We start from the raw sequence: 26,577 nt of genomic DNA, 5'->3' as shown, positions 1-26,577 counted from the left end.
TTTCTTAAAGCGAGAAGGTTAATTCGAGGTTGACCTTCTCGACCCCAAACCAAGTCAGAATACGAACCTAAGCGGTTCAGTGTGGCAAAAAAACGCCCGCTGCCGGAGTTCGGGTGGAGAATGGTTAACGTTGAGCGACCCCATCCAGGGGGATGAGGTCGCTGATCTTACTAGAGAATTTCCGACAAAGCCCGGTCGGGGAGGCCTCAGCGGGTAAACACCCGCTGCTGCTGCGGCCGGCGGCCGACCGGTGCCGGCGGCGGAGTCGGCGCCCCGAACAGCCGCTCGAAGAAGTTCGGACCCGACGAGCCGAAGCCGCCGCCATTGTTGGCAATCGCCACGCCCGAGGGCAGCGTCGTCGCCGGGCGCGAATAGCTCGGCTGGGAGTGAGCAACGACGTTCTCGAGGTCCTTGCCGCGGCCGTTCTTCAGGATGTTGATCATGGTCGCGTCACGGCCATAGACGTCCTTGCGGATTTGCAGCTTGCCGCCATCGTCCACGAACGCGGTCTGATAGGTGATGTTGACCGGGATCGGCGTCGGGAATTTCAGGTCGATCTCGCTCTTGCCGTACATGCTGCGCACGCGCTCCGGCGTGTACTTCTCGTTCGGCATGGCGATGTTGAGCAGAACGGAGGCGTACTGATCCGGGTTCTGCACGCGCATGCAGCCATGGCTGAAGGCGCGATCGTCCCTGGCGAACAGGTTCTTGTCCGGCGTGTCGTGCTGATAGACCAGGAACTTGTTCGGGAAGTTGAAGCGGATGCGGCCGAGCGCGTTGGCTTCACCGGGCGGCTGCGAGATGTGCACGGAGCCGTCGCGGTTCTGCTCGAGCTTGAGGCCCATGCGCTGGAGCACGGTCGGGTCCTGCTGAAGCGCCGGCAGGTATTCGTTGTAGACGATCGACGGCGGCACGTTCCAGGTCGGATTGACCGTGATGTACTTCATCGTCTCGGTGAGCAGCGGGGTCGCATGCGTGCCCGGCTTGCCGGTGACGACGCGAGTGGTCCAGACCTGCTGGCCACGCTGCATCACCTTCAGTGTGTAGTCAGGAATATTGAGGATGACATAGGCATCGCCCAGCGAGGGGACGCCGAGGTCGCGCGGCAGCCAGCGCCAGCGCTCCATGTTCACCAGCACAACGTCGATCTGCTTGTCGCGCTTCGGCGTGTTGATCGCCTTGACGGTCTTGTCGTCGAGGATGCCTGTTACCTTCATCTCGGCGCTGTTCTGGAATTTGCGCACGGCTTCGGCGACGGTGGCGTCATAGCGGGTGTCGCTGGCGTTCTCGGCGAGGCCGAGCTTGGCGCGGAGCTGCGGCACGCGCGGATCGTCAACGACGATTTCAGCCTGCTTCTTGCCGGCCGGGGTGTATTTCAGCGCCGGACCGTCGGCGATCTCGATCACCGGGCCGCTGCCCTGGCCGCGCAGCTCGGCGAGCTTGGCCTTCAGCTCCTTGTAGAGCTTCTGCGGCGGGTTGTAGCCGTCGAGCGCTGCGGAGGCGTCGGCTGCGGTCGTGACCTTGGCGAGCACCTCGCTCGGATCGACCGGATGCTCGGGATAGAGGATGTCGCCGCTGACCTGCGACCAGTGCATGCGGCCGCTCTGGGCCTGGCGCGCATAGTCGAACATGCTGGCGGTGAGCTTCAGCTCGGCATCGGCGAGCGCATCGGGCGTCGTGGCGGCGGCGAAATCCGGCACCGGGTAGTCGGCGGGATTGAGACCATCGGAGGCCGCATCCTTCAGCCGCGCGATCACGCCCTTGGCCGCAACGGTCAGGCTGCCGGCCTGGGTCCAGACCGGCGCGAAGTCGCGTGCACCGTAAAACTTCTCGATCGCGGCGCGCTCGTTCTTGCGGTCGAAATGGCGCGAGGTCTTGGCGCCGATGATGTCCTTGAGCTTGTCGGCGACCGGCTGGTCGGCGGCGGGAACGTTGCTCGCGGCCTTCACCGGCTCGGCGGCCGGAGCCGCAGCGGGGGCCGCAGGCGCGGCCGGCGTTGCCGTCGCGGTGTCGGCCTTTGCCGGTTCGGATTTGGCAGGCTCGGTCTTGGCAGCCTCGGACTTGGCGGGCTCGATCTTGGCGGTTTCGTTCTTCGGCGCCTCAGGTGCAGGCGTGGTGGCGACGTCGGAAGGCTTGGTCTCAACCTTGTCGGGGGCTGGCGCGGCTTCGGCCTTCACCGGTTCCTTGGTCGGCTCCTTTGCGGAGTCCTGAACCGTCGCGGTGGTGTCGAGCTTGATGTCGGATGCGGTCGGGGGCGGGACGTTGGCGGGCTCGGGGCGCGGGATCGCGGCTTCGATCGCGAGTTCGGCGGCGCTGCTGCGCACCTGATCCTGCGCCAGGGCCGAGCTGGCCGATACCGTGAGGAAGGTCGCCGCGACCGTCATCAAGACGCGGTCAAAGCCCGCACGGTGGTTCAAACAGTCACGCATTGTGTCGCACCCCTCGGGTGAACTGTCCCTCGTGGAACAGCTTCATTATCGCCTAATGAGCTTCGGGCTAAACTGCGCCGGCCGCTCGAAAGTTGCACGCCTGCACGCAACGATTCATACGCGGACGAACGAATCCTACGCAGACGATATACAGGCCCCGTTTGGGCGGCCAGCGCTACCCGGGACAACTCACGACAAACTGACTTCAAGAAAGCCCGTTTGCAACGGATTGTGCGGCTTTGGCAGACGCTTTTCCATGTGTCTGTCACTTCCAAGTCACGGTTCACGTCGCAGCCGGATTTTGCCGTAATGCGAAGGGCTTGCGGCGTCATCGCAACGCCAGGCGAACCTCCGTTCGCATGAGGCTCAGGGCGTCTCCTCACCGCTTTTGCCGCCATGTCCGGGAACCCCGGCTTCGTCGAGCTTGCGGTAGAGCGTGGACCGGCCGATTTTGAGGCGGCGGGCGACCTCGGACATCTGTCCCCGATAATGCGAGATCGCGAAACGGATGATCTCGTTCTCCATGTCGTCCAGCGGGCGGACGTCGCCGGTGGGGGTCAGCATGGAAAGGGTCCCCGCCAGCGGCAGCGGCGCGATCGGTATTTCACCACCCGACACCACCGAGGGCGCCGCGATCGGCTCGAGCATCAGCGGCGCGGTCGGGATGTCGGTCTCGAGATGCGGCTGCGGGGTGAGCAGGGGGAAGTCGGCAAGGTCAAGCTGGTCGCCCTCGCTCATCACCACCGCGCGGTAGACCGCGTTTTCGAGCTGGCGGATGTTGCCGGGCCAGTCGAGCTGGGCGAGGTGCGCCACGGCCTCGCCGCTGATGCCGGTGATGAGGCGGTTCTCCTCGGCGGCAAAGCGCGCCAGGAAATGCCGGAGCAGATGCGGGATGTCCTCACGCCGCGCCCGCAGCGAGGGGATCGTCAGCGGCAGCACGTGGAGGCGATAGAACAAATCCTCGCGGAAATGGCCCTGCTTCACCCGCTCCAGCAGCCTGCGGTTGGTCGCGGAGATGATCCGGACGTCGACCTTCAACGGCTTGCGCCCGCCGACTGCTTCGACCGCGCCTTCCTGAAGTGCGCGCAGCAGCTTGACCTGTGCGGTGAGCGGCAGCTCGCTGACCTCGTCCAGGAACAGCGTGCCGCCATGGGCCTCGACGAACTTGCCGGTGTGCCGTTCGGTGGCGCCGGTGAAGGCGCCCTTCTCGTGACCGAACAGGATCGACTCGACCAGATTGTCGGGGATCGCGCCGCAATTGACCGCGACGAACGGCTTTGCCTTGCGCTCGCCGCTGCCATGGATGGCGCGTGCGAACATCTCCTTGCCGACGCCGGACTCGCCCTCGATCAGCACGGGGATCGACGAGCCCGCGGCCTTCTGCGCGGCGCGCATCACGGCCGCCATCGCCTCGGCGCGGGTGATGATGTCGGAGAAAGTCAGCCGGCCCTCGCGGCTGTGACGGATACGCTGCAACTCGCCCTTGAGCGCGGAGGCATTGAGTGCGTTGCGCAGAGAGACCTGGAGCCGCTCCAAGCCAACCGGCTTGACGACGAAATCGGCCGCGCCCGCGCGCATCGCCGAGATCACGTTGTCGATGCCGCCATGGGCGGTCTGCACGATAACGGGGACGCCGAGGCCGGCCTCGCGGATTTTCGCCAGCACGCCCATGCCGTCGAGGCCGGGCATCACGAGATCGAGGATGACGGCGTCGATCGTCGGTGCATCGGGGGCGGTGAGGGCGGCGATCGCGGCGTCGCCGGAGTCCACGACGACCGTCTCATAGCCGCATTTCTGCACCATGTTCTCGACCAGCCGGCGGGCTACTGCGTCGTCGTCGGCGATCAAAATACAGGCAGCCATGGTGTTCCCCGCACGCTACTACTATCTGTCTCGAATCGGGTCACTCTGGCCGAAGCCGATTAACGCACTCTTAAACCTTGATGCCCCCGCCCGCCGTCGCGCTTGTTGAACACAGGTTTCCCACACAATGAATTCGCGCTCCAAATCTGGTCTCAAGAAATCTGCCTCCAGCAAGCCCGCTCTCCGCAAGCCAAGCACCAGGAAATCCGCCGCCAAGGCAAAGTCCTCCAAATCTTTGCCCGCAAAGCCTGCGGGCAAGACCGGCAGGCTTCCGGAGTGGAACCTCGCCGACCTCTATTCCGGGATCGATGCGCCGGAAGTGGCGCGCGATCTCGAAAGGATGGACGCCGATTGCGTCGCGTTCGAGACCGACTACAAGGGCAAGCTCGCCACAGGGACAGCAAACGAAGATGGCGGAAAATGGCTCGCCGAGGCGGTGCGACGCTATGAGGCGATCGACGATCTCGCCGGCCGTCTCGGCTCCTATGCCGGCCTCGTCCATGCCGGCGACAGCGTTGATCCCAAGATTTCAAAGTTTTACGGCGATGTCTCGGAGCGGCTGACGGCGGCGTCCACGCATCTCTTGTTCTTCGCGCTCGAGCTCAACCGCGTCGATGACGATATTTTGAACCGCGCGATGCAGGCCGCGGAGCTCGCGCATTACCGTCCCTGGATCGAGGATCTGCGCAAGGAGAAGCCGTACCAGCTCGACGACAAGCTCGAGCAGCTCTTCCTCGAGAAGTCGCAGACCGGCTATTCCGCCTTCAACCGGCTGTTCGACCAGACCATCTCCGGCCTGCGCTTCAAGGTCGGCGCCAAAGAGCTCGCGATCGAGCCGACGCTCAATTTCCTGCAGGACCGTGACGGCACAAAGCGCAAGGCCGCGGCCGAAGCGTTGGCAAAGACCTTCAAGGCCAATGAGCGCACCTTTGCGCTGATCACCAACACGCTCGCCAAGGACAAGGACATCTCCGACAATTGGCGCGGGTTCAAGGACGTCGCGGATTCTCGGCATCTGAGCAATCGCGTCGAGCGCGAGGTGGTGGACGCGCTGGTCGCCTCGGTGCGCGCGGCCTATCCAAAGCTGTCGCATCGCTATTATGCGTTGAAGGCGAAGTGGTTCGGCAAGAAGCGGCTGGCTTATTGGGACCGCAACGCGCCGCTGCCGTTCGCCGCGACCGACGTCATCGGCTGGCCCGATGCGCGCAACATGGTGCTGACGGCCTATCGCGGCTTCTCGCCAAGAATGGCCGAGATCGCCGAGCGCTTCTTCACCGATCGCTGGATCGATGCGCCGGTGCGTCCGGGCAAGGCGCCGGGCGCGTTCTCGCATCCGACCACGCCGTCGGCGCATCCTTACGTGCTGATGAACTACCAGGGCAAGCCGCGCGACGTGATGACGCTCGCGCATGAGCTCGGCCATGGCGTGCACCAGGTGCTGGCCGCGAAGAACGGCGCGCTGATGGCGCCGACGCCGCTGACGCTGGCCGAGACCGCGAGCGTGTTCGGCGAGATGCTGACCTTCCGCCGGCTGCTGGCGCAGACCAAGAGCGCGAAGCAGCGCCAGGCGCTGCTCGCCGGCAAGGTCGAGGACATGATCAACACCGTGGTGCGGCAGATCGCGTTCTATTCGTTCGAGCGCGCGGTCCACACCGAGCGCAAGAACGGCGAGCTCACCGCGACGCGGCTTGGTGAGATCTGGCTGTCGGTGCAGGGCGAGAGCCTCGGGCCGGCAATCGAGATCAAGGCGGGCTATGAGAACTACTGGATGTACATCCCGCACTTCATCCATTCGCCGTTCTACGTCTACGCCTATGCCTTCGGCGATTGTCTCGTGAACTCGCTCTACGCCGTCTACGAGAATGCGGCCGAGGGCTTTGCCGAGCGCTATCTCGACATGCTCGCCGCCGGCGGCACCAAGCATTATTCCGAGCTGCTGCGACCGTTCGGGCTCGATGCCAAGGATCCCAAATTCTGGGACGGCGGTCTCTCGGTCATCGCCGGGATGATCGACGAGCTCGAGGCGATGGGCTGAGGCGAAGCGCGAGTTCCTTCCGGGCGCACGGAATGCGGGTGTCGCAAGTCTTTGCGGCTCCGAGTTCCATCCGTGGGCGCGGGTGACCTTCGCGGCGGAGGCCGGCAATTTGCTACGTGGGATTGAACGTTCGCGCGGCCCGCAAGACTAACTCAACAGATACTCGGAAATGATTTTCTACTATTGATTGTGGATTGATCGGTTTCTCCCTGGGGAGGCACCCATGCTCCATCAAGGGCCCGCCACGCCGGTTCCGATGGCGAGAAATGCTGCCGCCGTCGATCAGGAAACGCCCTGGTGCGAGAAGCACCATCAGATCGTCTGCGATGAGATCGAGGCGATCAACACCCGACGCGAACCGGAACGGCGCCTCGATGCCGACGGCCTGCAACCCTGCCAGTTGCTCGACGTCGTCGGGCTTGCGTTGTCCGGCGGTGGCATTCGCTCGTCGGCCGTTTGCCTCGGCGTGCTCCAGGCACTGAACCACCACAATCTGATCGGCCGGATCGACTATCTCTCCACGGTGTCGGGCGGCGGCTATATCGGCACCTCGCTCAGCGCCACCATGACGACGGCACGGCGCTTTGTGTTCGGCGAAAGACCCGCCGGCGGAACCGTCACGTCCGCCGAGATCAGCGATACGCCGTCGGTCGGACACCTGCGCAACTATTCCAACTATCTGATCCCTGCCGGTGCCCGCGATCTCCTGACCGGAGTTGCGATCGTCGTGCGGGGACTGGTCGCCAATATCGGGTTGACGCTGCCCATTGTGCTGCTGCTTGCTGCCATCACCATCTGGTCAACGCCGCTGCGGAGCTGCCTGACGGATGCGAACATCTTCGGCATCAGTCTCAACAACAGGTCGTTGTGCGAGCTGCATGATTTCAGCGACATCGATCGTTACGGTTTCAGCACATTCGGCCTGGTCGTCGCGCTGGTGATGTTCGCTTGCAGCGGGCTCGCCTATTTCACCTCCCGCTCCGTCCGCGGCAGCGGTCCCAGTGTCGTGTTCGCCTATGTTGGCGGGATCGCGCTGCTGCTGGGCGTCGCGTGCGACTTCGCGCGGTTTCTCAAGGTCCAGCATTTTGCGTTGAGCCTGTCGATCGCAATCATCGGGGGCGTCCTGTTCTTCGGATGGGCGCTCAAGCAGTCGCTCGCGAGTCCCGGCAAGCGGCAGGAGTTCCGTTCGCACTGGCCGAGCATGGGCGCGACCTTCCTGGTGCTGCTGGCGGTGATCGCCTTCTTCGAGTTTCAGCCCTTCATGCTGGAGCAGATGTTCGATGTCGCCGAGAGCAGCGCAATCGGTGGACCGGCTGCTGCGGTTGCGATCACCTGGATCAAGTCGCTCGCGGCGGTGGCTGCGCCAATCGGCGTCTTCGTCACAGCGTTCAGGCAGCAATTCGTGGAATTGCTGAAGGGCAACAGCGCATCCTCGCAATGGGGTTCGCTTGTGCTCGCGGTCGTGGCCAAGGTCGCGCTATGGATCGCGGGCCTTGCGCTTCCGCTCGTCATCTGGGTCGCATACCTCTATCTATCCTATTGGGGCATCGCCAACGATCTGTTCGAGAGGTGCCCGTCCGTTATGGGCGCAACCTCCCAGCGAGAGTGCCTGGTCAATGCCAAATCGAACGCGCCGTCCGGCAGCCTCGCAGGCAGGATTCAGTTCGATGCCAGCAAGGGGACCTTGTCGGCGGAAATCACGCCGAAAGCCGCACCGCAGGTCGTGGCAGATGCCGAGCAGTTGACGCCGACCTGGCACACGCCCGCCTGGCTCCTGTTCCTGGCTCAGAAAGCGGGGCAAGTGGTTCAGGTGCGTTTTCCGAGCCTGTTCCAGGGTAACGCTTCGGAGCTCGCCTACTCTTACAGCCTGCACATGGTGATCCTCTACACGTTCGCCGGCGTCCTGCTGTTCGCCATCTCGTTCTGCCTGACGCCGAATGCGAACTCGTTGCATCGGCTCTATCGCGATCGCCTGAGCAAGGCCTTCCTGTTCGATCCGACGCGTTCGGCCGACGGGCGCGTCGCGCCCGCCGAAGCCAGTCTCGACCAGGGGCGCGATTTCAAGGCGCTCGATCGCATGAAGCTGACGGATCTCTACGCGGCTCCGGCCGCGACGGCCCGGATTCCAGGGCAGCCGGCTGCGCCGAAGCTGCACGCGCCCTATCAGCTCATCAATACGGCGCTGAATATTCAAGGCTCCGACTTTGCCAACCGGCGCGGACGCAACGCGGACTTCTTCGTGTTCTCCGCCCTGAACGTCGGCAGCGAGGCGACGGGCTATGCGCCCACCGCTCTGGTGCAGGACGACGAGCAAAGTCTCGATCTCGCCACCGCAATGGCGATTTCCGGAGCCGCGGCCTCCTCGAACATGGGTTCGAGCTCGATCAAGGCGCTGACGCCGACGCTTGCGCTCCTCAACGTCCGGCTCGGCTATTGGCTGAAGAACCCGCGTTACGTCGATGAGCGTGTCCGGCCGCAGCGCCGCTCCACGCCGATCTATTTCTGGTCGGAGATCTCGGGGCGCCTGTACGAGAACAGCGACAGCGTCTATCTGACGGACGGCGGTCATATCGAGAATCTCGGCGTCTACGAGCTGTTGCGCCGCCGCTGCAAGGTGATCATCGCGGTCGATGCGGAAGCCGATGCGCCGATGAATTTCGGTTCCCTGATGACGTTGCAGCGTTACGCCCGCATCGATCTCGGCGTCCGCATCGACCTGCCATGGACGCCGATTCGTGAGCGCACGCGTGCGCTGATGGCGCGCAATGCCGACAAGGCGGGTGATCCCGGCGCGGCCGACGAGCGCGACGACATTGCGCGAGACCACGTCCACGTCGCGATCGGCACCATCGACTATGGAGGCGACGAGCAGGGTTATCTCGTTTACGTCAAATCGTCGCTCAATGGCGACGAGAACGACTACATCCGGGACTACGCGCGGCGAAACGACCGCTTCCCGCACGAGACCACGGGTGACCAGTTCTTCTCGGAGGAGCAGTTCGAGGTCTACCGCGCGCTGGGCTTCCACATGGCGCACGGTTTTCTGTCCGGGGACAATCCGGTGGCGGTCGGGTCCGGCGTCGATCCGCATATGGCCCGATTCACTGAAGCGGGCGAGCCGGCGATCGACGCGGTCCGCGAGGCGCTCGGTCTTCCGGTACCTCGGCGGCAAACTGCGAGCGTCACCGCCACGATGATCGATCAGGGCTGAGCAGCGCGACAGCCGGATTCCCGGCAATCGGAATTCCAAATCACCTGATTTGCCCGAAAACCGGCCATCGGTGCCGTTGCCCTGCCCGAAGGTTTGCGGTATCCCAGCCGAAGAATTCGACTTTCGACTGGGGACAATACATGGCTGACCATAGCGAAGTGGCGTACACCACCGCCGACGGCAACGACTACGTTGCCCACGAGCAGACCTATGAGGGCTTCATCAAGCTGGTGAAGTACGGCACGGCCTCGGTCGCGCTCATCGTGATCCTGATGGCGATCTTCCTGACCTGACCTATCGGCAGCTGCACACGCCAGCAGCAGCTGCCGCCTACAAAATTTGCATCCAAGCCGGTCCCAAAACCGGTATCGAACGCTGCGGGAGTAACGCTTAAGTTTGCGCGCGCGCTGTCCCGCGTCGCCGGAGGGCCTATGAAGATCGCCGTTGCCAAGGAAATCGATCCGTCGGAGCCGCGTGTCGCCGCTTCGCCTGATACGGTGAAGAAGTTCAAGGCGTTGGGCGCCGAGATCGCCGTCGAGCCGGGCGCCGGCCTCAAATCGGGGCTGCCGGATTCCGAATTCACCGCCGTGGGCGCCACCGTCAGCGCCGATGCGCTGAAGGACGCCGACATCATCATCAAGGTGAAGCGTCCCGAAGCCTCCGAGCTCGCGCAGTACAAGCGCGGTGCGCTCGTCATCGCCATCATGGACCCCTACGGCAACGAGGCCGCGCTGAAGACGATCGCCGATTCCGGCGTCTCCGCCTTCGCGATGGAACTGATGCCGCGCATCACCCGTGCGCAGGTGATGGACGTGCTGTCGTCGCAGGCGAACCTTGCCGGCTACCGCGCCGTGATCGAGGGGGCCGAGGCCTTCGGCCGTGCCTTCCCGATGATGATGACCGCCGCCGGCACCGTGCCCGCCGCAAAGGTGTTCGTGATGGGCGTCGGCGTTGCCGGCCTGCAGGCGATCGCGACCGCGCGCCGTCTCGGCGCGATCGTCACCGCGACCGACGTGCGGCCCGCAACGAAAGAGCAGGTGGAATCGCTCGGTGCGAAGTTCCTCGCCGTCGAGGACGAGGAGTTCAAGAACGCGCAGACCGCCGGCGGCTACGCCAAGGAAATGTCCAAGGAATACCAGGCCAAGCAGGCCGCGCTCACCGCCGAGCACATCAAGAAGCAGGACATCGTCATCACCACTGCGCTCATTCCGGGCCGGCCGGCGCCGAAGCTCATCAGTGCTGAAATGGTCAAGTCGATGAAGCCGGGGTCGGTGCTGGTCGATCTCGCCGTCGAGCGCGGCGGCAATGTCGAGGGCGCAAGGCCGGGCGAGGTCGCCGACGTCGATGGCATCAAGATCGTCGGCTACACCAACGTCGCCGGTCGTGTCGCAGCCTCGGCCTCCAGCCTCTACGCGCGCAATTTGTTCAATTTCATCGAGACCATGATCGACAAGGGCAGCAAAGCCCTTGCCGTGAATTGGGACGACGAACTCGTGAAGGCGACTGCGCTGACCAAGGACGGCGTCGTGATCCACCCGAACTTCCAGCCGAAGGTTTAAGGAGAGCCGCCATGGAGCATGCAGCACAGGTCGTCGACCCCTTCATCTTCCGGCTGTCGATCTTCGTCCTCGCCGTCTTCGTCGGTTATTTCGTGGTGTGGTCGGTGACGCCGGCGCTGCACACGCCGCTGATGAGCGTGACCAACGCGATCTCCTCGGTGATCGTGGTCGGCGCGCTGCTCGCCGGCGGCGTCGCCAATGTCTCGAGCGGCTCGGGCTGGGCACGCGCCTTCGGCTTCGTCGCGCTGATCTTCGCCTGCATCAACATCTTCGGCGGCTTCCTTGTCACCCAGCGCATGCTGGCGATGTACAAGAAGAAGTCGAAGTAAGCGGCCACCTCGGGCTGATGGGATCAATGGGGACCTGAGATGAGCGCCAACCTCTCTGCATTTTTGTATCTCGTGGCGGGAGTGCTGTTCATCCTGTCGCTACGCGGGCTGTCGAGCCCGGCTTCGTCGCGCCAGGGCAATCTGTTCGGCATGATCGGCATGGCGATCGCGGTCGCCACCACGCTCGCCAACCATCCGCCGGCAGACGGCCTCGCCTGGGTGCTCGTCATCGTCGGCATCGCCATCGGTGCCGCGATCGGTGCGGTGATTGCCCGCCGCGTGCCGATGACCTCGATGCCCGAACTGGTCGCCGCCTTCCACTCGCTGGTCGGCATGGCCGCGGTGCTGGTCGCCGCCGGCGCGTTCTACGCGCCGGAAGCCTTCGACATCGGCACCCCCGGCAACATCCATCCGCAGAGCCTGGTCGAGATGTCGCTCGGCGTCGCCATCGGCGCGCTGACCTTCACCGGCTCGGTGATCGCGTTCCTGAAGCTGTCCGCGCGCATGAGCGGCGCGCCGATCATCCTGCCGTTCCGCCACGTCATCAATATCGTGCTTGCAGTTCTGCTCGTCGTCTTCATCGTCGGGCTGGTGATGTCGGGCAGCGCGCTGGACTTCTGGCTGATCGTCATCATCGCGCTGGCGCTCGGCGTGCTCATGATCATCCCGATCGGCGGCGCCGACATGCCGGTCGTGATCTCGATGCTGAACTCCTATTCCGGCTGGGCCGCGGCTGGCATCGGCTTCACGCTGGGCAATTCCGCGCTGATCATCACCGGCGCGCTGGTCGGCTCGTCCGGTGCGATCCTGTCCTACATCATGTGCCACGCGATGAACCGGTCCTTCATCTCGGTCATCCTCGGCGGCTTCGGCGGCGAGACCGCGGCGGCCGGCGCTGGCGGCGGCGAGCAGAAGCCCGCCAAGCTCGGCTCGGCCGACGACGCCGCCTTCATCATGAAGAACGCGCAGAAGGTCATCATCGTGCCCGGCTACGGCATGGCGGTGGCGCAGGCCCAGCACGCGCTGCGCGAAATGGGCGACATCCTGAAGAAGGAAGGCGTCGAGGTGAAGTACGCCATTCATCCGGTCGCGGGCCGCATGCCCGGGCACATGAACGTGCTGCTCGCCGAAGCCAACGTCCCCTACGACGAGGTGTTCGAGCTCGAGGACATCAACTCCGAATTCGCGCAGGCCGACATCGCCTTCGTGATCGGCGCCAACGACGTCACCAATCCGGCGGCCGAAGAGGACAAGACCTCGCCGATCTACGGCATGCCCGTGCTCCAGGTCTGGAAGGCCGGCACCGTGATGTTCATCAAGCGCTCGCTCGCCTCGGGCTATGCCGGTATCGACAATCCGCTGTTCTATCGCGACAACACCATGATGCTGCTCGGTGACGCCAAGAAGGTCACCGAGAACATCGTCAAGGCGATGTAGGGCGGGTAGGCGAGCGGACCGTGGCCCTGAACAAGGAGTGGCACCGGTCCCATCGCATGCCACCGACGGCGACACGCGAGCAGCGTGTCGCATGGCACGCCGCCCATGCGGCGGCGTGCGGCTGCCGCGAGATTCCCTTGAGCATCCGGCCGGACGTCCTCAAACTGCTCACGAGCCGCCGCAAATCCTGAACTCCGGAATGGCGGGCCGCGATGACATTCCTGAAATGGACCGCCACCATCCTCGCGGCCGGCTACCTCGCCGGTCTCGTCCTGTTGTTTGCCAAACAGCGCGCCATGCTGTTTCCGATTCCGACGGCCGAGCGCACGGCGCCTGCCGCCGCGGGACTTCCAGACGCCGAAGAGCATGTCCTGACGACGTCTGACGGCGAGAAGGTCATCGTCTGGCACGTGCCGCCAAAGCCTGGCCGTGCCGTGGTGCTGTTCTTCCACGGCAACGGCGATTCTCTGGCCGGCCTTGCCGGCCACTTCAAGGCGATCACGGCTGACGGCACCGGTCTCGTCGCGCTGTCCTATCGCGGCTATTCGGGCTCCAGCGGCGCGCCGGGCGAAGATGGCCTGCTGCGCGATGGCGCGGCCGCGTACGCGTTCGCGGTGGCGCGCTATGACGCCCGGCGCCTCGTCGCCTGGGGCTTCTCGCTCGGGACTGGCGTTGCGGTCGCCGTCGCCTCCGAACATCCGGTCGGGAAGCTGATCCTCGAGGCGCCCTATTCGTCGATCGCCGACGTCGCCGCCGCGCATTTCTGGTTCGCTCCGGTTCGCCTCCTGATCCGCGACCCCTTCCACTCGGATGAGCGCATCGCACGCGTCACGGCTCCGCTCCTGATCATGCATGGCGCGCAGGACCAGACCATCCCGATCGCATTCGGCGAGAAATTGTTTGCGCTGGCCCGCGAGCCGAAGCAGTTCGTCCGCATTCCCGGCGGCGGGCACGACGATCTCGGCAGCTTTGGCGCCATCGAGATCGCACGAAACTTCATCAATGGGTCCTGAGGGCTGACGGATGCGATCTTCTCGCGCATAATCGGTCTCCCATTTGAAGGAATCGCCCGCATGAGCGCACACGGACCGATGCCGCGGTCGTCCTGGATCTTCCCCGCTCTGGCGGTGCTGCTGTTCCTGATCGTGACCGCGACCGGCTACAGCTTTACGCTAACGGCGGGCGGAGCCCTGTTCGCGATCGTGCTCCTGGTGATCCTGTTCGGCACCGTGTTCGCGGCCGTTCATCATTCCGAGGTGATCGCGGAGCGCATCGGCGAGCCCTACGGCACGCTGCTGCTGACGCTGGCGGTGACCATCATCGAGGTCGCACTGATCACCACGATCATGCTGGGCGACAAGCCGGCTCCGGAGCTCGCCCGCGATACCGTGTTCGCCGTCGTGATGATCGTCTGCAACGGCCTCGTCGGCCTCTGCGTCTTCATCGGCGGCATGCGCTATCGCGAGCAGGGCTTTCAGGTCTCGGGCGCCAACGTCTATCTCAGCGTGCTGATTGCGATGGCAACCATCACCCTGATCATGCCCAACTACACGCTGACGACGCCGGGCCCGATCTATTCGACGCTCCAGCTCGGCTTCGTCGATCTCGCAACGATCGTGCTCTACGGCGTGTTCCTCTACACCCAGACCGTCCTGCACAAGGACTACTTCGTCCACGAGAGGGCGGACGGCGAGGGCGGCGAGGCGCATTTGTCGGGCAGAATGCTGGTGCTCAGCATCGTGCTGCTGCTGATCTCGCTGCTGGCGGTCGTCCTCCTCGCCAAGAAGTTCTCGCTGGTGGTGGACGCGGTCGCCGTTCAGATCGGCGCCCCGCCGGCGTTCGCGGGCCTCCTCGTCGCCCTCCTGATCCTGATGCCGGAGGGTGTCTCGGCGATTGCGGCGGCGCGCAAGAACGACCTCCAGAAGAGCATCAACCTGGCGCTCGGGTCCTCGCTCGCAACCATCGGCCTGACCATTCCGGCGGTCGGGATCGCCACCTACCTGCTCGACCAGCCGCTCGTGCTGGGCCTGAACCCGGCGAACACCGCACTCCTGTTCCTGACATTCTTGTTGAGCATGCTGACCTTCGGCACCGGCAGGACCAATGTCCTGTTCGGGCTGGTCCATATGGTGGTATTTGCCGTCTACGTGTTCATGGTTTTCGTGCCGTAGAAGGAAATGCCCGATGCTTGCCGCCAAATCCGAGGTTCAGATCGACAACGAGCAGGTCCGGGTGACCGAGTGGCGGCTCGCCCCGGGCAGCGCGACCGGGCATCACACACACGGCATGGACTATGTCATTGTTCCCGTCGTCGCCGGCGAGATGACCATCGTGGCGCCCGGCGGCGAGCGTTCCAAGGCGCAGCTCGCGGCCGGAAAATCTTACTTTCGCAAGGCCGGCGTCCAACACGACGTACTTAACGAAACCTCAACCGAGATCGTGTTCCTTGAGATCGAGCTGAAGCCGTAAGGCGGGCGAACCCTTTGCCATCGATCCGTCGCAGTTGATCCCTTACAATGCCCCAAAGTTCCCGCATCTGATCGCGCGGGGAGTGGCCGAGAAATGCTGAAATACCTCGCTAAAATCTCGATGGATATTCTCCCCTCGGTGCTCGCGACGATCATCGGGGCGTACATCGTTAACCACTACATCAACGCCAAGCCGGCGGCCGATGCCCCCGCGGCCGTGGTAGCGCCTGCCGATGCCGGCAAGAGCGGCAAGCCCTCCGATGTGGCCAACCTCCCGGCGCCCGGCGTCAAGGCCAAAGGCGTCTCCGAGAAGAGCGTGACCGACAAGGCGGCGGCCGAGAAGCCGGCCGACAAATCCGGCGAACACCCGGCCGAGACCAAGGCCGCGGACGTTGCTCCCGCCGAGGCCGGCCCGCGCGGCCGCAACCCGGCGCGTGAGAAGGCGGCCGCCAAGTCCGCTCCGGCTGTCACGGCTCCCGCCACCACCCCGGTGGTCGAGGCCAATTCGGCACCGGCGTCCCCGGCTGCGACGCCCGACGCCAACGATCTCGCGCGCGCCGCGATCGAGCGCCTGCGCAAGTCGCCTGAGGGCAAGGCCGCCGAGGCCAGATCTTCCGAAACCAAGTCTTCCGAGAGCAAGCCTTCCGAAGCCCGGCCGGCTGAAACCAAGTCGGTCGAGAGATCGCCGGAGCCTGCGGTTCGGGAAGCCTCCCGCACCCCGGAAGCCCCGCGCGTCATTCCTGCTGAGCCGTCCGCGCTCCGTCCGCTGCCGCCGCCGATCACGGTGTCGACGCCTTCGTCCGAAGCCTATGGCAATGGCGGCGCGTCGCCGGTCAATCCGCCCTACACCGCCTCGATCGGCAACGACGATCCGAACCGGATGACGCCGCCGGCCGACATTCCGGTGCCGGTGATCGCGCCGCCACTCGACCTGCGTGCCGATGCCGGCGCGACCATGCCGCGGCCGAAGAAGACCAATGTCGCCGACGAGATGCTGTCGGGCATGAAGTCGATGTTCCACTCCGTCCTGCCGAAGAGCGCCACCCCCGATTAAGGCGGTGGCTGAGAGCGTCTTCGAGCGACGTGGACACCGCTTCGCGTGAAGAAAACGCGTCAAAACGAGCAGCTCTAGCCGCGCTGTCAGCCGCCGACGCGGGCGAGACCGCTGCGGGCGGTATCGTCGCGTGGACGTAGCGCGACCGCCTTGTTGTAGGATGTGGCCGCCTTGGCCTTGTCACCCAGCCGCTCATAGGCCTGTCCGCGCGTGGTCCACACCTGCGCGTTGTGCGGATCGACCTCGGAGGCCTCATCGAGATCGGCCGCCGCTTCCTTGACCTTGCCGAGGGCGAGATAGCTGATGGCGCGGCCGAGCAACGGCTCGACCTTTTGCGGATTGAGCCCGTTGGCGGCGCTGAAATCGGCGATGGCGAAATTATGCTCGTTGTTGCCCTGATAGATCAGGGCGCGACCATAAAGTGCCTGTGCGTTGTAGGGATCGAGTGCGACGGCCCGGTTGAACTCGTCCAGCGCGCCAGCCGTCTCCCCCGCCTTTGCCAGGGTCTGGCCTTTTGCGGTGTGAGCCTGGGCCTCGCTGACATTGCCGGCGCTGACCGCGCTGTCGGCGGCCGTCGCAGCCGCCTTGGGCGCCTCCTGCGGCTTCTCCTTCTCGGGCATCATGGAGCCGAGGTCGAAGGAGCAGCCGCACAGCACGATCCCCATCAAGCCGAGCGCGAACGGCTGTCGCCAGATCTGGCGCAGCCGCGCCAAGCGGCGTTCGGGGAAAGGGGAGGCCATCTACGGTTCGCTCGCGCTGGTGCCGCATCGGTAGTGCCCCCGTCCCAGAGAAGGCACCGCTCACAAAACAATAACGCGGGCCAAGGGCCCGCGTCATCGAAAACTGAAGTCTTGGAAAACTGAAGTCTTGCAAGTCAGGCGGAATCAGCGCGGTCCGCGCGGACCTGCACCTGCACCCGGGCCGCTGCGGCCGCCACGATCACCGCCGGGACCGGCGCCGAACACCGGCTTCGGCTTCATCGGCAGCAGGCCTTCGCGCTGCAGCTTCTTGCGAGCCAGCTTGCGCGCGCGGCGCACGGCCTCGGCCTTTTCACGGGCCTTCTTCTCGGAGGGCTTCTCGTAATGACCGCGGAGCTTCATCTCGCGGAAAATTCCCTCGCGCTGCATCTTCTTCTTCAGCGCCTTGAGGGCTTGATCGACATTGTTATCGCGAACGAGAACCTGCACGCGGCATCCTCTTCAGTGGATCGGATTTGAATTCTGGTAAGTCAAAGGGGATGGCGAAACGCACAAGCCCTTAACCTTGAGGGCGCGGATGTATCAGACAAAACCCGCGATGTCCACCTGCCAAGCAGGTTTTCGGGCCAAGTTCAGCCATTAAATAAGGCGAAAATACCTCCGTGCGGCCCCGATTTGGGTGATTCGGCGCCAAGGGTGGGGCAGTTCCCGGAGCTTTGCTCCGGAAATCCTGGAATTAGGGGAGACGTCACATGGATATGAAGAAATACGCTGCCGAGGCGATCGGCACATTCTGGCTCACATTCGCAGGCTGCGGCAGCGCGGTGATCGCCGCCGGCTTTCCGCAGGTCGGAATCGGCCTGGTCGGCGTGTCCCTTGCGTTCGGCTTAAGCGTCGTCACCATGGCCTATGCGATCGGGCACATCTCGGGCTGCCACCTCAACCCGGCCGTCACCGTCGGGCTTGCCGCCGGAGGACGTTTCCCGGCAGGACAGATCCTGCCTTACGTGATCGCGCAGGTCTGCGGCGCGATCGTCGCCGCCCAGCTGCTTTACATAATCGCCAGCGGTGCTCCCGGATTCGACGTCAGCAAGGGTTTCGCATCGAACGGCTACGACGCGCATTCGCCCGGCCAGTACAGCCTGATCGCCTGCTTCGTCACCGAGGTGGTGATGACCATGATGTTCCTGTTCGTCATCATGGGCGCCACCCATGGCCGCGCGCCCGCGGGCTTCGCCCCGCTCGCGATCGGTCTCGCGCTGGTGATGATCCATCTCGTCAGCATCCCCGTCACCAACACGTCGGTGAACCCGGCGCGCAGCACGGGGCCCGCGCTGTTCGTCGGCGGCTGGGCGCTGTCGCAGCTCTGGCTGTTCTGGGTCGCACCGCTGATTGGCGGCGCGCTGGGCGGGGTGCTCTATCGCTGGCTCAGCGAGGAACCCTCAGGCGTCGTCGCGGGCGTGAAGACGGCCTGATCGAAAGGCGGGATCGCGGCATGTGCCGCGGTCCCGTTACTTGCCCCTCGTCGGCCTGACTTCGGTGACGTGGCCCATCTTGCGGCCGGGGCGCGGCGCGCCCTTGCCGTAGATATGCACGGTCGCGCCCGGCACGCTCAGCCACTTCTCGTAATCGTTGATCTCGTCGCCGATCAGATTGGTCATGGTGACGATTTCGCCGTGGCGCACGGCCTTGCCGAGCGACCAGCCGGCAATGGCGCGGATGTGCTGCTCGAACTGCGAGACCGAGGCGCCGTCGAGCGTCCAGTGTCCGGAATTGTGCACGCGCGGGGCGATCTCGTTGACCAGCACCTTCGGCCCGGTGCCGTTGGCGAGCACGAACATCTCGACCGCGAGCACGCCGACATAATCAAGCGCGCCGGCGATCTTGCCGGCGATGCTGCGCGCTTCTTCCGCGAGCGCATCCGGAATCTGTGCGGGGGCGCGGGATATCTTCAGAATGTGGTCGCGGTGCTCGTTCTCGGTGACGTCGAAGCACTCGACCTGGCCCGTCGCCGAGCGCGCCGCAATCACGGAGATCTCGCGCTCGTACGGGATGAAGGCTTCCAGGATCGCCGATTTGGTGGCGAGGCTGGTCCAGACCTTGGCGATGTCGTCGCCCTCGCGGATGATGGCCTGGCCCTTGCCGTCGTAGCCGAAGCGGCGGGTCTTCAGCACCGCCGGAAGGCCGATCCTGACGATCGCCTCGCGCAGCGAGGAGACCGAGGTGACGTCGGCATAGGCTGCGGTGCCGATGCCGAGCCGCGTCACGAAATCCTTCTCGGCGAGCCGGTCCTGGGTGGTCTCGAGGATCTTGCGGTTGGGCAGCACCGGGCGGCGCGCGTCCAGCACCATCGCGGCGGCAGACGGCACGTTCTCGAATTCGTAGGTGATGACGTCGACGTCGTTGGCGAACAGCTCGAGCGCTTCGACGTCGGCATATTCGGCGCAGGTCGCGTTCAGCACGACGTCGAAGGCGGGCGAGTCCGGATCGGGCGAGAATACCTGGCAGCGCAGGCCGAGCCGCGCCGCAGCCATGGCGAGCATCCGCCCCAATTGTCCGCCGCCGAGGATTCCGATGGTGTCGCCGGGCTTCAGCTTCACCTGCTTTGCGTCAGTCACGCCTTGTCCTCCGGGCGCTCCGCAACCGCCTCGGTCTGTGCCTTGCGCCAGGCGGCGAGGCGGTCGGACAGGGCCGGGTCGGACAATGCGAGCACTGAAGCCGCAAGCAGCGCCGCGTTGATCGCGCCGGCCTTGCCGATGGCGAGGGTGCCGACCGGGATGCCCGCGGGCATCTGCACGATCGAATAGAGCGAATCGATGCCCTTGAGCGTCCTGGATTCGACGGGAACGCCGAACACGGGCAGTTCCGTCAGCGCCGCCGCCATGCCGGGCAGATGCGCAGCGCCACCCGCGCCGGCGATGATGACCTTGTAGCCTGCCGCCTTGGCACCCTTGGCGAATGCAAACAGCCGGTCGGGGGTGCGGTGTGCCGAAACGATGCGGGTCTCGGCGGCAACGCCGAGCGCTGCGAGCGTGTCGGCGGCATGCCGCATCGTCTCCCAGTCCGACTGGCTTCCCATGATGATGGCGATCGGCGCGGTCATGACGTCAATTGTGCTCGGAAAACAGAAAGATAGGCCAGATTAACGGTTCCGGCCGGTGGCTCGCAAGGCGGTGGCAAGGAGAAGGGAATGCACTATCCTGTCTTGGTGAATCCCCGCAAGCCTTCATTGAGCAGGATGCCCATGAAGAAACCAAAAAGGGCGAGCGCTGCGAAGGCCAAAAAGGGCCGGAAAGCCAGCGCCAGCCGGTCCAAAGCCGCCCCCAGGCGGCTGGCGAAGCGCTCGGCCAAGCCGGCGCGGCGCGGAGCGTCGGCCGCCGACGACACCAGGGCGACCATCCGCGGCTTGCGGAGCAAGCTCAAGGAGGCGGAGCGGCGGGTTGCGGAACTGGAAGCTGCGGCCGACACCGATTTCCTGCTCGAGATTCCGAACCGGCGCGGCTTCGAGCGCGAACTCGCGCGCGCCATCGCCTACATGAAGCGCTACCGCGCCAGCGGCGCGCTGATCGTCCTCGACGTCGATCGCCTGAAGCCGATCAACGATTCCTTCGGCCATGCCGCCGGAGACGAGGTGCTCAAGGCGATTGCGGCCACCCTGACGCGGCAGGTCCGCGCCTCGGACGTGGTCGGCCGGCTTGGCGGCGACGAGTTCGCGCTGCTGCTCTGGAATCTCAGCGAGACCGACGCCAAGGCGAAGGCCGCGACTTTCGAGCAGGCGATCGACGAATTGTCGTTTGCCTTTCGCGGTCAGCGCGTGACCGCGGGCGCGTCCGCAGGTGTCGCGCTGCTGGGAGCGCAGTCCGATGCAGGCCGCGCGCTGGAGGAGGCTGATGCCGCCATGTATGTGCGCAAGGCGCACCGGCGGCACGAGCCGCTGATCAGGCTGGTCAGCAACTAGGGCACGATCTTCGCGACAAATGCGGACCGCGTTGCGCGGAGATCATGCTCAAGCAACAACCCTTACAGCGTGGCCAGATCTTCCGGCACGTTGCCGAATTTACGCAGCAGCGTGGCGTCGCCGAATTCGCCGGTCATGGGATCGCCGCTGCGACTGAACGCAACCGCGCCGATATGGCCGGCACCGTGCGCCAGGATCTCGGCGCGCCGCAACGCGGCCGCCGAGCTCTGGCATTCCTCCGCGGCGCCCGCGACAGGCGATCCGTCGGCATCGATCAGGAAGGGCATTGCAACGTAGTAGGTCACATCCGACATGGCGTTGCTCCGATGTTGAACTCAGGCGGCGCTGCTGTTGCCCCGCACTTTGCTGCGTGCGGTCTCGGGAATGCAGCCGGCTGAAATCGCCGCCTGTAATTCTTCCAGCTCTGCTTCCAGATATTCGTTGGCCATGATCAGCGCCTTGATGGTGCTGCGCAGATTGCCGTCGCACATCGCGATCGCCTGGTCGCAGGCCTGTTCATAATGGCTGTTGTCGAGAAGGGCGGTTGCCGACATCTGCGTTGTCCTCGGGGTTTTCCTGGGCGTTTCCTGGGGCGTTGGGATGTCCAAATGTTCCTATTTTGTTCTTTTCGAGTCAAGCGGATTCGGATGCGGCGAGCTGCCACGAAAAAGGCCTCGCGGTTCAGGCGATGATGTCCGGCGTGATCTGGTCTTCGATGAACGCGATACGGTCGCGCAACAACAGCTTGCGCTTCTTCAACCGTTGTAACCGCAACAGGTCTGGGGCAGGCGATTGATGCATCGCATCGATCGCGGCGTCGAGATCTCGGTGTTCTTGCTGCAACCGGGTGAGCTCGGCTTCGAGCTCACGCTCGTCTTCATTGGTCATGTTCGCGGTGGCCGAAAACCCGATGGGCGTGAGATTCAAGGCTGTGGATGCCCTGTGGAAATTATCGTCCTTGCGCGCCGTGATCGCAAGCGATCTCGGGCCGCCGCTCACCGAACTCTCGCAAGATATTTCGACGATTCGTTGCGGCGTTGCGCAAGCACATTGATATCATGGATTTTTCCAGCGTGGTTCCTTACTCACGATTCGTTACATATGAATTTTCAAAAATGACGCTGCGACGACGGATACATATCGACAGAACGAATCGGTGATGTACACTTGTTTGTCCGGATCGAATCCAAGGTTTCCCCCTACCGAGGAGGTTTCGAATGACAATTCAGGCACATCTGGTTGAATTGGAACGGAAGCACAAAACGCTCGAAAACGAATTGCACGAAGCTCTCGTGCACCTTTCAACAGACGACCTGCAAATTGTTGAGTTGAAGCGACGGAAGTTGATGGTCAAGGACCAGATCGAGCGTTTGAAGCACACCGGCGACACGCTCCACTAGTAACCCCTGTAACAGTGTAGAGTTGAACTTACCCTTTCATGCAGGGGTGAGAGCTATTGCGCTCATCCCTGCATGAAGGTGCGCAGCGTGCAAAGTTATTTGCGCGGCGCTTGGAGCCTTTCCGCTCCGATGGAAAATCCCCTAGATGCCTGCGAGCTCGGCGACGTGATCCGCGATCGCGAGCGACGACGTCAGTCCCGGCGATTCGATGCCGAACAGGTTGATCAGGCCTTCGACGCCGTGATCGCGCGGGCCCTGCATCAGAAAATCCTGCGTGGCCACCGCCGGCGGCACGATCTTCGGGCGAATGCCTGAATAGCTCGGCATCAGCGCGCCGTCGGGCAGCGTCGGCCAGTATCTCCGGATCGCCGGATAGAAGCGCTCGGCGCGTGATGGATCGACCTCGTAATTGATCGTCTCGATCCACTCGACGTCGGGGCCGAAGCGTGCCTGCCCGGCCATGTCCAGTGTCAGATGCACGCCGAGCCCGCCTGGCTCGGGCACCGGATAGATCAGGTGCGAGAACGGTGCCCTGGCGTTGCAGCTGAAATAATTTCCCTTGGCGAGATAGGCCGGTGGAATCCGGTCGATCGGCATGCCGTCGATGTGGCGTGCGACCGTTGTCGCCGAGAGCCCGGCGGCGTTGACGAGCAAGCCGCATTGCAGCGTCATCGGCGCTTCGCCGCCGGCCTCGATCTCGATCACATCGCCGGCTGCCTTGGCGCGGATCAGCGGGGTGTGAAACGCGAAGGCCGCGCCGGCCGCCTCGGCCTCGCCGCGCAGCGAGAGCATGTAGGCGTGGCTGTCGATGATGCCGGTCGATGGCGAGAGCAGCGCGGCATCGCAGGCGAGCGCCGGCTCCAGCGCGCGCGCGGCCTCGCCGGTGAGCAGCTGCATGTCGAGCACGCCATTGGCCTCGGCATGCGCTTTGATCGATTGCAGCTTCTCGGTCTCCTTGGCGCTGGTCGCGACGATCAGCTTGCCGCAGTTCTTGTGCGGGATGCCGCGCTCGCCGCAGTAGCGATACAGCTCGTGCTTGCCGCTGACGCACATGCGCGCCATCCAGCTGCCGGCGCGGTAATAGATCCCGGCATGGATCACCTCGCTGTTGCGCGAGGAGGTGATGGTGCCGATGGCCTCGGCTTCCTCGAGCACGATCACCTCGCGCCCGGCCTGGGCAAGCTTTCGAGCCACCGCGAGCCCGACCACGCCGGCTCCGATGACGACGCAGTCGACCCTATCCATGGTTGTGCAGTGTATCCATTGAAAGCATCGGTGGCATCAGGCCTGAGAACCACGGCACCGGGCCGTTTTCCATTAAGGAAGCATTTATCATGTCAGGGCAATTGCCGTATTTGGCGTCACATTTTTCTGTTGCGCGTACAGGCGTTTACCCGATCCAAACCCGTGAAGCCAGACAATCCGACGTTGAAAGCGCGGGTGGCTGATGGCTGAGAAGAACTGGCACGTGGGCAGCACGCTTCCGATTGCTGTGCAGGCCGTCGTGTGCCTGGGCAGCGCGGTCGCGCCTGCGCGCGCCTTTGCGCTCTCGGACAGCTTCGCGCCGCCAGGCAAGCTCGATCCCAATTTGGTGTGGGAAGCGCTGATCGGCGGCATCGTCGTCTGTGCGTTTCTGGCCGCCATCGCGCTGTGGATCCATTCCTCGCTGCGCCGCACCAAGCGCTTGCAGCTGCGGCGTAACGCCTTCGTCTCCTCCGCCATGAACAATCTCAACCAGGGCGTGGTGATGACGGATGCGCAACGACGCATCATGTTCTGCAACGACCGCTATCTCGACATCTACGGCCTGGCGCGCTCGGATCTGTGGACCGGCATGACCGGCTACGACATCCTCGAACTCAGGCGCAAGCGCGACGTCCTCGGCGGTGTCTCCGACGATGAGTTCTACGAGAAGGCGGCGAGCCCCAACGGCCTGATCACCGAACTGCCTGATGGCCGCGCCATCCTAGTGAAATATTTCGTGTTGCCGAACGGCGGCTCGGTCGCGACGCATCTGGACGTCAGCGATCAGCGCAAGCTGTCACGGCAGCTCGCCTCCACCAAGCAATTCCTGGAAACCGTGCTGGACCACGTGCCGGCCTGCGTCGCCGCGAAGAACATCGAGGACGGGCGTTACATCTTCGCGAACAGCGCCTATGAACGGTTCTGGGGATTCTCGCGCGACCACGCCGTCGGCAAGAATGCGCGGGAGCTGTTCGCGCCCATCTCGACGGCCAGCATCGAGGCGGCCGACAAGGCGGCACTGAATTCGCCGGACGGCCAGTTCCGCAATGAATTCGAGGTCGACCGCGCCGGTGAACGGCGCATGGTTGCCTCGATCCGGATCGTGGTCCGCGACGAGAGCAACAAGCCCGAATTCCTGATGCTCGTGTTCGAGGATATCACCGACCGCCGCTCGCTGTCGCAGGAGCTGGAGAGCACGAAGAAGTTCCTGGAGCTCGTGGTCGATAACATTCCGGTGGCGCTGATCGTGGAGCAGGTCAAGGACGGCCGCTACCTGCTCGCCAACCGCAGCGCGGAGACGATCCTCAACCGCAGGCGCGAGGAAGCCACGGGCCTGACCGCGTCCGACATCTTCAATCCCAAGGAAGCCAAGCTGATCATCGCGCGCGACGAGGCCGCGATCAAGAAGCGCGGGATGATCACCGAGGAGCACCCGATCTCCACCAAGGACGGCCTACGGCTGTTCCTGACCCGGCGGGCGACCGTGCTCAGCGATGCCGGCGAGCCGCAATATCTGATCAAGACCCACGAAGATGTCACCGATCGCCGGCAGACCGAGTCGCGCATGGCGCACATGGCTTATCACGACGGCCTGACCGATCTGCCGAACCGCGCCGCCTTCCTCCAGGCGCTGACCCAGATGATCGAGGCCTGCGAAGGCACCAGCGAGGAGTTCGCCGTGCTCTGCCTCGACCTCGACGGCCTCAAGGAGGTCAACGACGTCTTCGGTCATGCGCTCGGCGACAAGCTCTTGATCGAGGTGGCCCAGCGGCTTCAGGATTCCGCGCGCGGCGGCGTGGTGGCGCGCCTGTCCGGCGACGAGTTCGGCCTGATCATCGATGGCAAGCAGCCGGAGGCGGGCCTTGCGCTGGCGCAGCAGCTCGGCGAGGCCGTTGCCCAGGAATTTCAGATCGACGGCCGGGCGGTCCGCGCCGGCGTCACCACCGGCATGTCGATCTTCCCGCATAATGGTGCCGACGGCGCATCGCTGCTGGCCAATGCCGGCGCCGCGCTGTTCCGCGCCAAGCAGAAGTCGCGCGGCACGATCGGCCTTTACCAGCCGGAGATGGACCAGCAGATCCGCGACCGCCGCGTGCTGCACCAGGACCTGTCGAAAGCGATCAAGAACGGCGAATTGTCGCTCGCGTTCCAGCCGCAGGGCATCGCGCGCCACAGCGTCGCCGAGAGCGAGATTATCGGCTTCGAAGCGCTGGCGCGCTGGCAGCATCCGGTGCGCGGCCAGGTCTCGCCGGCCGAGTTCATCCCGATCGCGGAGGAGAGCGGCCTGATCGTCGAGATGGGCGAGTGGATCCTGCGCGAGGCCTGCCGCGAGGCGGCGTCCTGGCCGAAGCCGCTCCAGGTCGCGGTCAATTTGTCGCCGGCGCAGTTCATGCACGGCGACGTGGTCGGGCTGGTCCATTCAATCCTGATCGAGACGGGCCTGGCACCCGGCCGGCTCGAGCTGGAAATCACCGAGGGGGTGCTGATCGAGGATTTCGACCGCGGCCTCGCCCTGCTGCGCCGGCTGAAGGCACTCGGCGTGCGCATCTCCATGGACGATTTCGGCAGCGGTTACTCTTCGCTGAGCTATCTCCAGGCGTTCCCGTTCGACAAGATCAAGATCGACCGCGCCTTCATCATGAATCTCGGCCGCAACCCGCAATCGGCGGCTATCGTCCGCGCCGTGATCGATCTCGGCCACGGCCTCGAAATGTCGATCATCGCCGAGGGCGTCGAGACCCTCGATCAGCTCGTCTTTCTTGCCAAGGAGGGCTGCGACGGCGTGCAGGGCTACCTGCTCGGCAAGCCGCTGCCGATCGGCAAATATGCCGGCCTCGTCGGCCGCGCCGAGACCATGGAGCTTGCGCTCAAGACCGGCTAGAGCGTTTTCG

Annotated in this window: 24 protein-coding genes; 14 read left to right on the top strand and 10 right to left on the bottom strand. The window is 64.5% G+C overall.

Features of this window, described 5'->3' with window-relative positions; translation table 11 throughout:
- Window positions 1-206 precede the first annotated feature (206 nt).
- Both AB7535_RS30735 and AB7535_RS30730 read right to left on the bottom strand, forming a co-directional pair.
- A complete protein-coding gene (locus AB7535_RS30735; RefSeq protein ID WP_231143503.1) occupies window positions 207-2,429 on the bottom strand; it encodes a L,D-transpeptidase family protein in 2,223 nt (740 codons plus the stop codon).
- A gap of 366 nt (window positions 2,430-2,795) precedes the next feature.
- The gene (locus AB7535_RS30730; protein WP_231143502.1) at window positions 2,796-4,292 is read right to left on the bottom strand and encodes a sigma-54-dependent transcriptional regulator; all 1,497 of its coding nucleotides are present in this window, start codon (window positions 4,290-4,292) and stop codon (window positions 2,796-2,798) included.
- 127 nt (window positions 4,293-4,419) lie between these two features.
- On the opposite strand from AB7535_RS30730, the gene AB7535_RS30725 reads away from it, so the two are divergent.
- The 10 genes from AB7535_RS30725 to AB7535_RS30680 all read left to right on the top strand — a co-directional run bounded on the left by AB7535_RS30725 (window position 4,420) and on the right by AB7535_RS30680 (window position 16,385).
- Window positions 4,420-6,327 (top strand): M3 family oligoendopeptidase, encoded by a 1,908-nt coding sequence (locus AB7535_RS30725; RefSeq protein ID WP_231143501.1) that lies wholly within the window; start codon window positions 4,420-4,422, stop codon window positions 6,325-6,327.
- Window positions 6,328-6,550: 223 nt separating this feature from the next.
- Window positions 6,551-9,538: a cell division protein gene (locus AB7535_RS30720; RefSeq protein WP_231143499.1), complete on the top strand. Its 2,988-nt coding sequence runs from the start codon at window positions 6,551-6,553 to the stop codon at window positions 9,536-9,538.
- Between the two features lie 140 nt (window positions 9,539-9,678).
- Window positions 9,679-9,831, top strand: coding sequence for an aa3-type cytochrome c oxidase subunit IV (locus tag AB7535_RS30715; protein WP_008136857.1), 153 nt, complete (start codon window positions 9,679-9,681; stop codon window positions 9,829-9,831).
- A gap of 138 nt (window positions 9,832-9,969) precedes the next feature.
- Complete coding sequence (locus tag AB7535_RS30710) at window positions 9,970-11,097, top strand: Re/Si-specific NAD(P)(+) transhydrogenase subunit alpha (protein ID WP_135216418.1); 1,128 nt, start codon at window positions 9,970-9,972, stop codon at window positions 11,095-11,097.
- A gap of 11 nt (window positions 11,098-11,108) precedes the next feature.
- Window positions 11,109-11,426 (top strand): proton-translocating transhydrogenase family protein, encoded by a 318-nt coding sequence (locus AB7535_RS30705; protein ID WP_014492434.1) that lies wholly within the window; start codon window positions 11,109-11,111, stop codon window positions 11,424-11,426.
- A 39-nt stretch (window positions 11,427-11,465) separates the two neighbouring features.
- A complete protein-coding gene (locus AB7535_RS30700) occupies window positions 11,466-12,863 on the top strand; it encodes an NAD(P)(+) transhydrogenase (Re/Si-specific) subunit beta (RefSeq protein WP_135216417.1) in 1,398 nt (465 codons plus the stop codon).
- Between the two features lie 212 nt (window positions 12,864-13,075).
- On the top strand, window positions 13,076-13,876 hold the full coding sequence (locus AB7535_RS30695; RefSeq protein ID WP_135216416.1) for an alpha/beta hydrolase: 801 nt from the start codon (window positions 13,076-13,078) through the stop codon (window positions 13,874-13,876).
- Window positions 13,877-13,936: 60 nt separating this feature from the next.
- Window positions 13,937-15,034, top strand: a complete 1,098-nt coding sequence (locus AB7535_RS30690; protein WP_063981119.1) for a calcium:proton antiporter — start codon at window positions 13,937-13,939, stop codon at window positions 15,032-15,034.
- Window positions 15,035-15,047: 13 nt separating this feature from the next.
- Window positions 15,048-15,332 (top strand): cupin domain-containing protein, encoded by a 285-nt coding sequence (locus AB7535_RS30685; protein ID WP_038954861.1) that lies wholly within the window; start codon window positions 15,048-15,050, stop codon window positions 15,330-15,332.
- A gap of 93 nt (window positions 15,333-15,425) precedes the next feature.
- On the top strand, window positions 15,426-16,385 hold the full coding sequence (locus tag AB7535_RS30680) for a hypothetical protein (protein ID WP_063981121.1): 960 nt from the start codon (window positions 15,426-15,428) through the stop codon (window positions 16,383-16,385).
- An 86-nt stretch (window positions 16,386-16,471) separates the two neighbouring features.
- Here the strand turns inward: AB7535_RS30680 and AB7535_RS30675 are convergent, their stop codons facing one another.
- Both AB7535_RS30675 and rpsU read right to left on the bottom strand, forming a co-directional pair.
- Complete coding sequence (locus AB7535_RS30675) at window positions 16,472-17,125, bottom strand: tetratricopeptide repeat protein (RefSeq protein ID WP_166080021.1); 654 nt, start codon at window positions 17,123-17,125, stop codon at window positions 16,472-16,474.
- A gap of 144 nt (window positions 17,126-17,269) precedes the next feature.
- Window positions 17,270-17,572: a 30S ribosomal protein S21 gene (gene rpsU / locus AB7535_RS30670; protein ID WP_071909764.1), complete on the bottom strand. Its 303-nt coding sequence runs from the start codon at window positions 17,570-17,572 to the stop codon at window positions 17,270-17,272.
- Between the two features lie 263 nt (window positions 17,573-17,835).
- Between rpsU and aqpZ the strand changes: the two genes are divergently transcribed.
- Window positions 17,836-18,558, top strand: a complete 723-nt coding sequence (aqpZ, locus tag AB7535_RS30665) for an aquaporin Z (protein ID WP_063981124.1) — start codon at window positions 17,836-17,838, stop codon at window positions 18,556-18,558.
- A gap of 36 nt (window positions 18,559-18,594) precedes the next feature.
- Here aqpZ and AB7535_RS30660 read toward each other — a convergent pair whose 3' ends face one another.
- Both AB7535_RS30660 and purE read right to left on the bottom strand, forming a co-directional pair.
- Window positions 18,595-19,701, bottom strand: coding sequence for a 5-(carboxyamino)imidazole ribonucleotide synthase (locus tag AB7535_RS30660; protein WP_231143498.1), 1,107 nt, complete (start codon window positions 19,699-19,701; stop codon window positions 18,595-18,597).
- Window positions 19,698-20,186, bottom strand: coding sequence for a 5-(carboxyamino)imidazole ribonucleotide mutase (gene purE / locus AB7535_RS30655; protein ID WP_231143497.1), 489 nt, complete (start codon window positions 20,184-20,186; stop codon window positions 19,698-19,700). The genes AB7535_RS30660 and purE overlap by 4 nt, the downstream gene beginning before the upstream one ends.
- Window positions 20,187-20,327: 141 nt before the next feature.
- Between purE and AB7535_RS30650 the strand changes: the two genes are divergently transcribed.
- A complete protein-coding gene (locus AB7535_RS30650) occupies window positions 20,328-21,041 on the top strand; it encodes a GGDEF domain-containing protein (protein WP_231143496.1) in 714 nt (237 codons plus the stop codon).
- A 62-nt stretch (window positions 21,042-21,103) separates the two neighbouring features.
- Here AB7535_RS30650 and AB7535_RS30645 read toward each other — a convergent pair whose 3' ends face one another.
- The 3 genes from AB7535_RS30645 to AB7535_RS30635 form a co-directional block, all read right to left on the bottom strand.
- Window positions 21,104-21,355: a hypothetical protein gene (locus tag AB7535_RS30645; RefSeq protein WP_063981128.1), complete on the bottom strand. Its 252-nt coding sequence runs from the start codon at window positions 21,353-21,355 to the stop codon at window positions 21,104-21,106.
- A 21-nt stretch (window positions 21,356-21,376) separates the two neighbouring features.
- Window positions 21,377-21,595: a hypothetical protein gene (locus AB7535_RS30640; protein ID WP_231143495.1), complete on the bottom strand. Its 219-nt coding sequence runs from the start codon at window positions 21,593-21,595 to the stop codon at window positions 21,377-21,379.
- 127 nt (window positions 21,596-21,722) lie between these two features.
- Complete coding sequence (locus AB7535_RS30635; protein ID WP_063986093.1) at window positions 21,723-21,929, bottom strand: YdcH family protein; 207 nt, start codon at window positions 21,927-21,929, stop codon at window positions 21,723-21,725.
- A 329-nt stretch (window positions 21,930-22,258) separates the two neighbouring features.
- On the opposite strand from AB7535_RS30635, the gene AB7535_RS30630 reads away from it, so the two are divergent.
- On the top strand, window positions 22,259-22,441 hold the full coding sequence (locus AB7535_RS30630; protein ID WP_008131172.1) for a YdcH family protein: 183 nt from the start codon (window positions 22,259-22,261) through the stop codon (window positions 22,439-22,441).
- Window positions 22,442-22,582: 141 nt separating this feature from the next.
- Here AB7535_RS30630 and AB7535_RS30625 read toward each other — a convergent pair whose 3' ends face one another.
- Window positions 22,583-23,686 (bottom strand): NAD(P)/FAD-dependent oxidoreductase, encoded by a 1,104-nt coding sequence (locus tag AB7535_RS30625; RefSeq protein ID WP_063981129.1) that lies wholly within the window; start codon window positions 23,684-23,686, stop codon window positions 22,583-22,585.
- A gap of 202 nt (window positions 23,687-23,888) precedes the next feature.
- On the opposite strand from AB7535_RS30625, the gene AB7535_RS30620 reads away from it, so the two are divergent.
- Entirely contained in the window at window positions 23,889-26,567 is a 2,679-nt protein-coding gene (locus AB7535_RS30620; protein ID WP_231143494.1) for a sensor domain-containing protein, read from the top strand.
- Window positions 26,568-26,577 lie beyond the last annotated feature (10 nt).

Source organism: Bradyrhizobium sp. 956_D2_N1_4 (genome assembly GCF_052076025.1).
Taxonomy (GTDB): Bacteria; Pseudomonadota; Alphaproteobacteria; order Rhizobiales; family Xanthobacteraceae; genus Bradyrhizobium; species Bradyrhizobium barranii.
The sequence above is the reverse complement of the archived record's forward strand: the minus strand, read 5'-3'. Positions and strand labels throughout refer to the sequence as shown.

Bases quoted from the DNA above. Each gene is read 5' to 3' on its own strand.
- AB7535_RS30735 (WP_231143503.1), bottom strand. From the start codon at position 2,429: ATGCGTGACTGTTTGAACCACCGTGCGGGCTTTGACCGCGTCTTGATG.
- AB7535_RS30730 (WP_231143502.1), bottom strand. From the start codon at position 4,292: ATGGCTGCCTGTATTTTGATCGCCGACGACGACGCAGTAGCCCGCCGG.
- AB7535_RS30725 (WP_231143501.1), top strand. From the start codon at position 4,420: ATGAATTCGCGCTCCAAATCTGGTCTCAAGAAATCTGCCTCCAGCAAG.
- AB7535_RS30720 (WP_231143499.1), top strand. From the start codon at position 6,551: ATGCTCCATCAAGGGCCCGCCACGCCGGTTCCGATGGCGAGAAATGCT.
- AB7535_RS30715 (WP_008136857.1), top strand. From the start codon at position 9,679: ATGGCTGACCATAGCGAAGTGGCGTACACCACCGCCGACGGCAACGAC.
- AB7535_RS30710 (WP_135216418.1), top strand. From the start codon at position 9,970: ATGAAGATCGCCGTTGCCAAGGAAATCGATCCGTCGGAGCCGCGTGTC.
- AB7535_RS30705 (WP_014492434.1), top strand. From the start codon at position 11,109: ATGGAGCATGCAGCACAGGTCGTCGACCCCTTCATCTTCCGGCTGTCG.
- AB7535_RS30700 (WP_135216417.1), top strand. From the start codon at position 11,466: ATGAGCGCCAACCTCTCTGCATTTTTGTATCTCGTGGCGGGAGTGCTG.
- AB7535_RS30695 (WP_135216416.1), top strand. From the start codon at position 13,076: ATGACATTCCTGAAATGGACCGCCACCATCCTCGCGGCCGGCTACCTC.
- AB7535_RS30690 (WP_063981119.1), top strand. From the start codon at position 13,937: ATGAGCGCACACGGACCGATGCCGCGGTCGTCCTGGATCTTCCCCGCT.
- AB7535_RS30685 (WP_038954861.1), top strand. From the start codon at position 15,048: ATGCTTGCCGCCAAATCCGAGGTTCAGATCGACAACGAGCAGGTCCGG.
- AB7535_RS30680 (WP_063981121.1), top strand. From the start codon at position 15,426: ATGCTGAAATACCTCGCTAAAATCTCGATGGATATTCTCCCCTCGGTG.
- AB7535_RS30675 (WP_166080021.1), bottom strand. From the start codon at position 17,125: ATGGCCTCCCCTTTCCCCGAACGCCGCTTGGCGCGGCTGCGCCAGATC.
- aqpZ (WP_063981124.1), top strand. From the start codon at position 17,836: ATGGATATGAAGAAATACGCTGCCGAGGCGATCGGCACATTCTGGCTC.
- purE (WP_231143497.1), bottom strand. From the start codon at position 20,186: ATGACCGCGCCGATCGCCATCATCATGGGAAGCCAGTCGGACTGGGAG.
- AB7535_RS30650 (WP_231143496.1), top strand. From the start codon at position 20,328: ATGAAGAAACCAAAAAGGGCGAGCGCTGCGAAGGCCAAAAAGGGCCGG.
- AB7535_RS30645 (WP_063981128.1), bottom strand. From the start codon at position 21,355: ATGTCGGATGTGACCTACTACGTTGCAATGCCCTTCCTGATCGATGCC.
- AB7535_RS30640 (WP_231143495.1), bottom strand. From the start codon at position 21,595: ATGTCGGCAACCGCCCTTCTCGACAACAGCCATTATGAACAGGCCTGC.
- AB7535_RS30635 (WP_063986093.1), bottom strand. From the start codon at position 21,929: ATGACCAATGAAGACGAGCGTGAGCTCGAAGCCGAGCTCACCCGGTTG.
- AB7535_RS30630 (WP_008131172.1), top strand. From the start codon at position 22,259: ATGACAATTCAGGCACATCTGGTTGAATTGGAACGGAAGCACAAAACG.
- AB7535_RS30625 (WP_063981129.1), bottom strand. From the start codon at position 23,686: ATGGATAGGGTCGACTGCGTCGTCATCGGAGCCGGCGTGGTCGGGCTC.
- AB7535_RS30620 (WP_231143494.1), top strand. From the start codon at position 23,889: ATGGCTGAGAAGAACTGGCACGTGGGCAGCACGCTTCCGATTGCTGTG.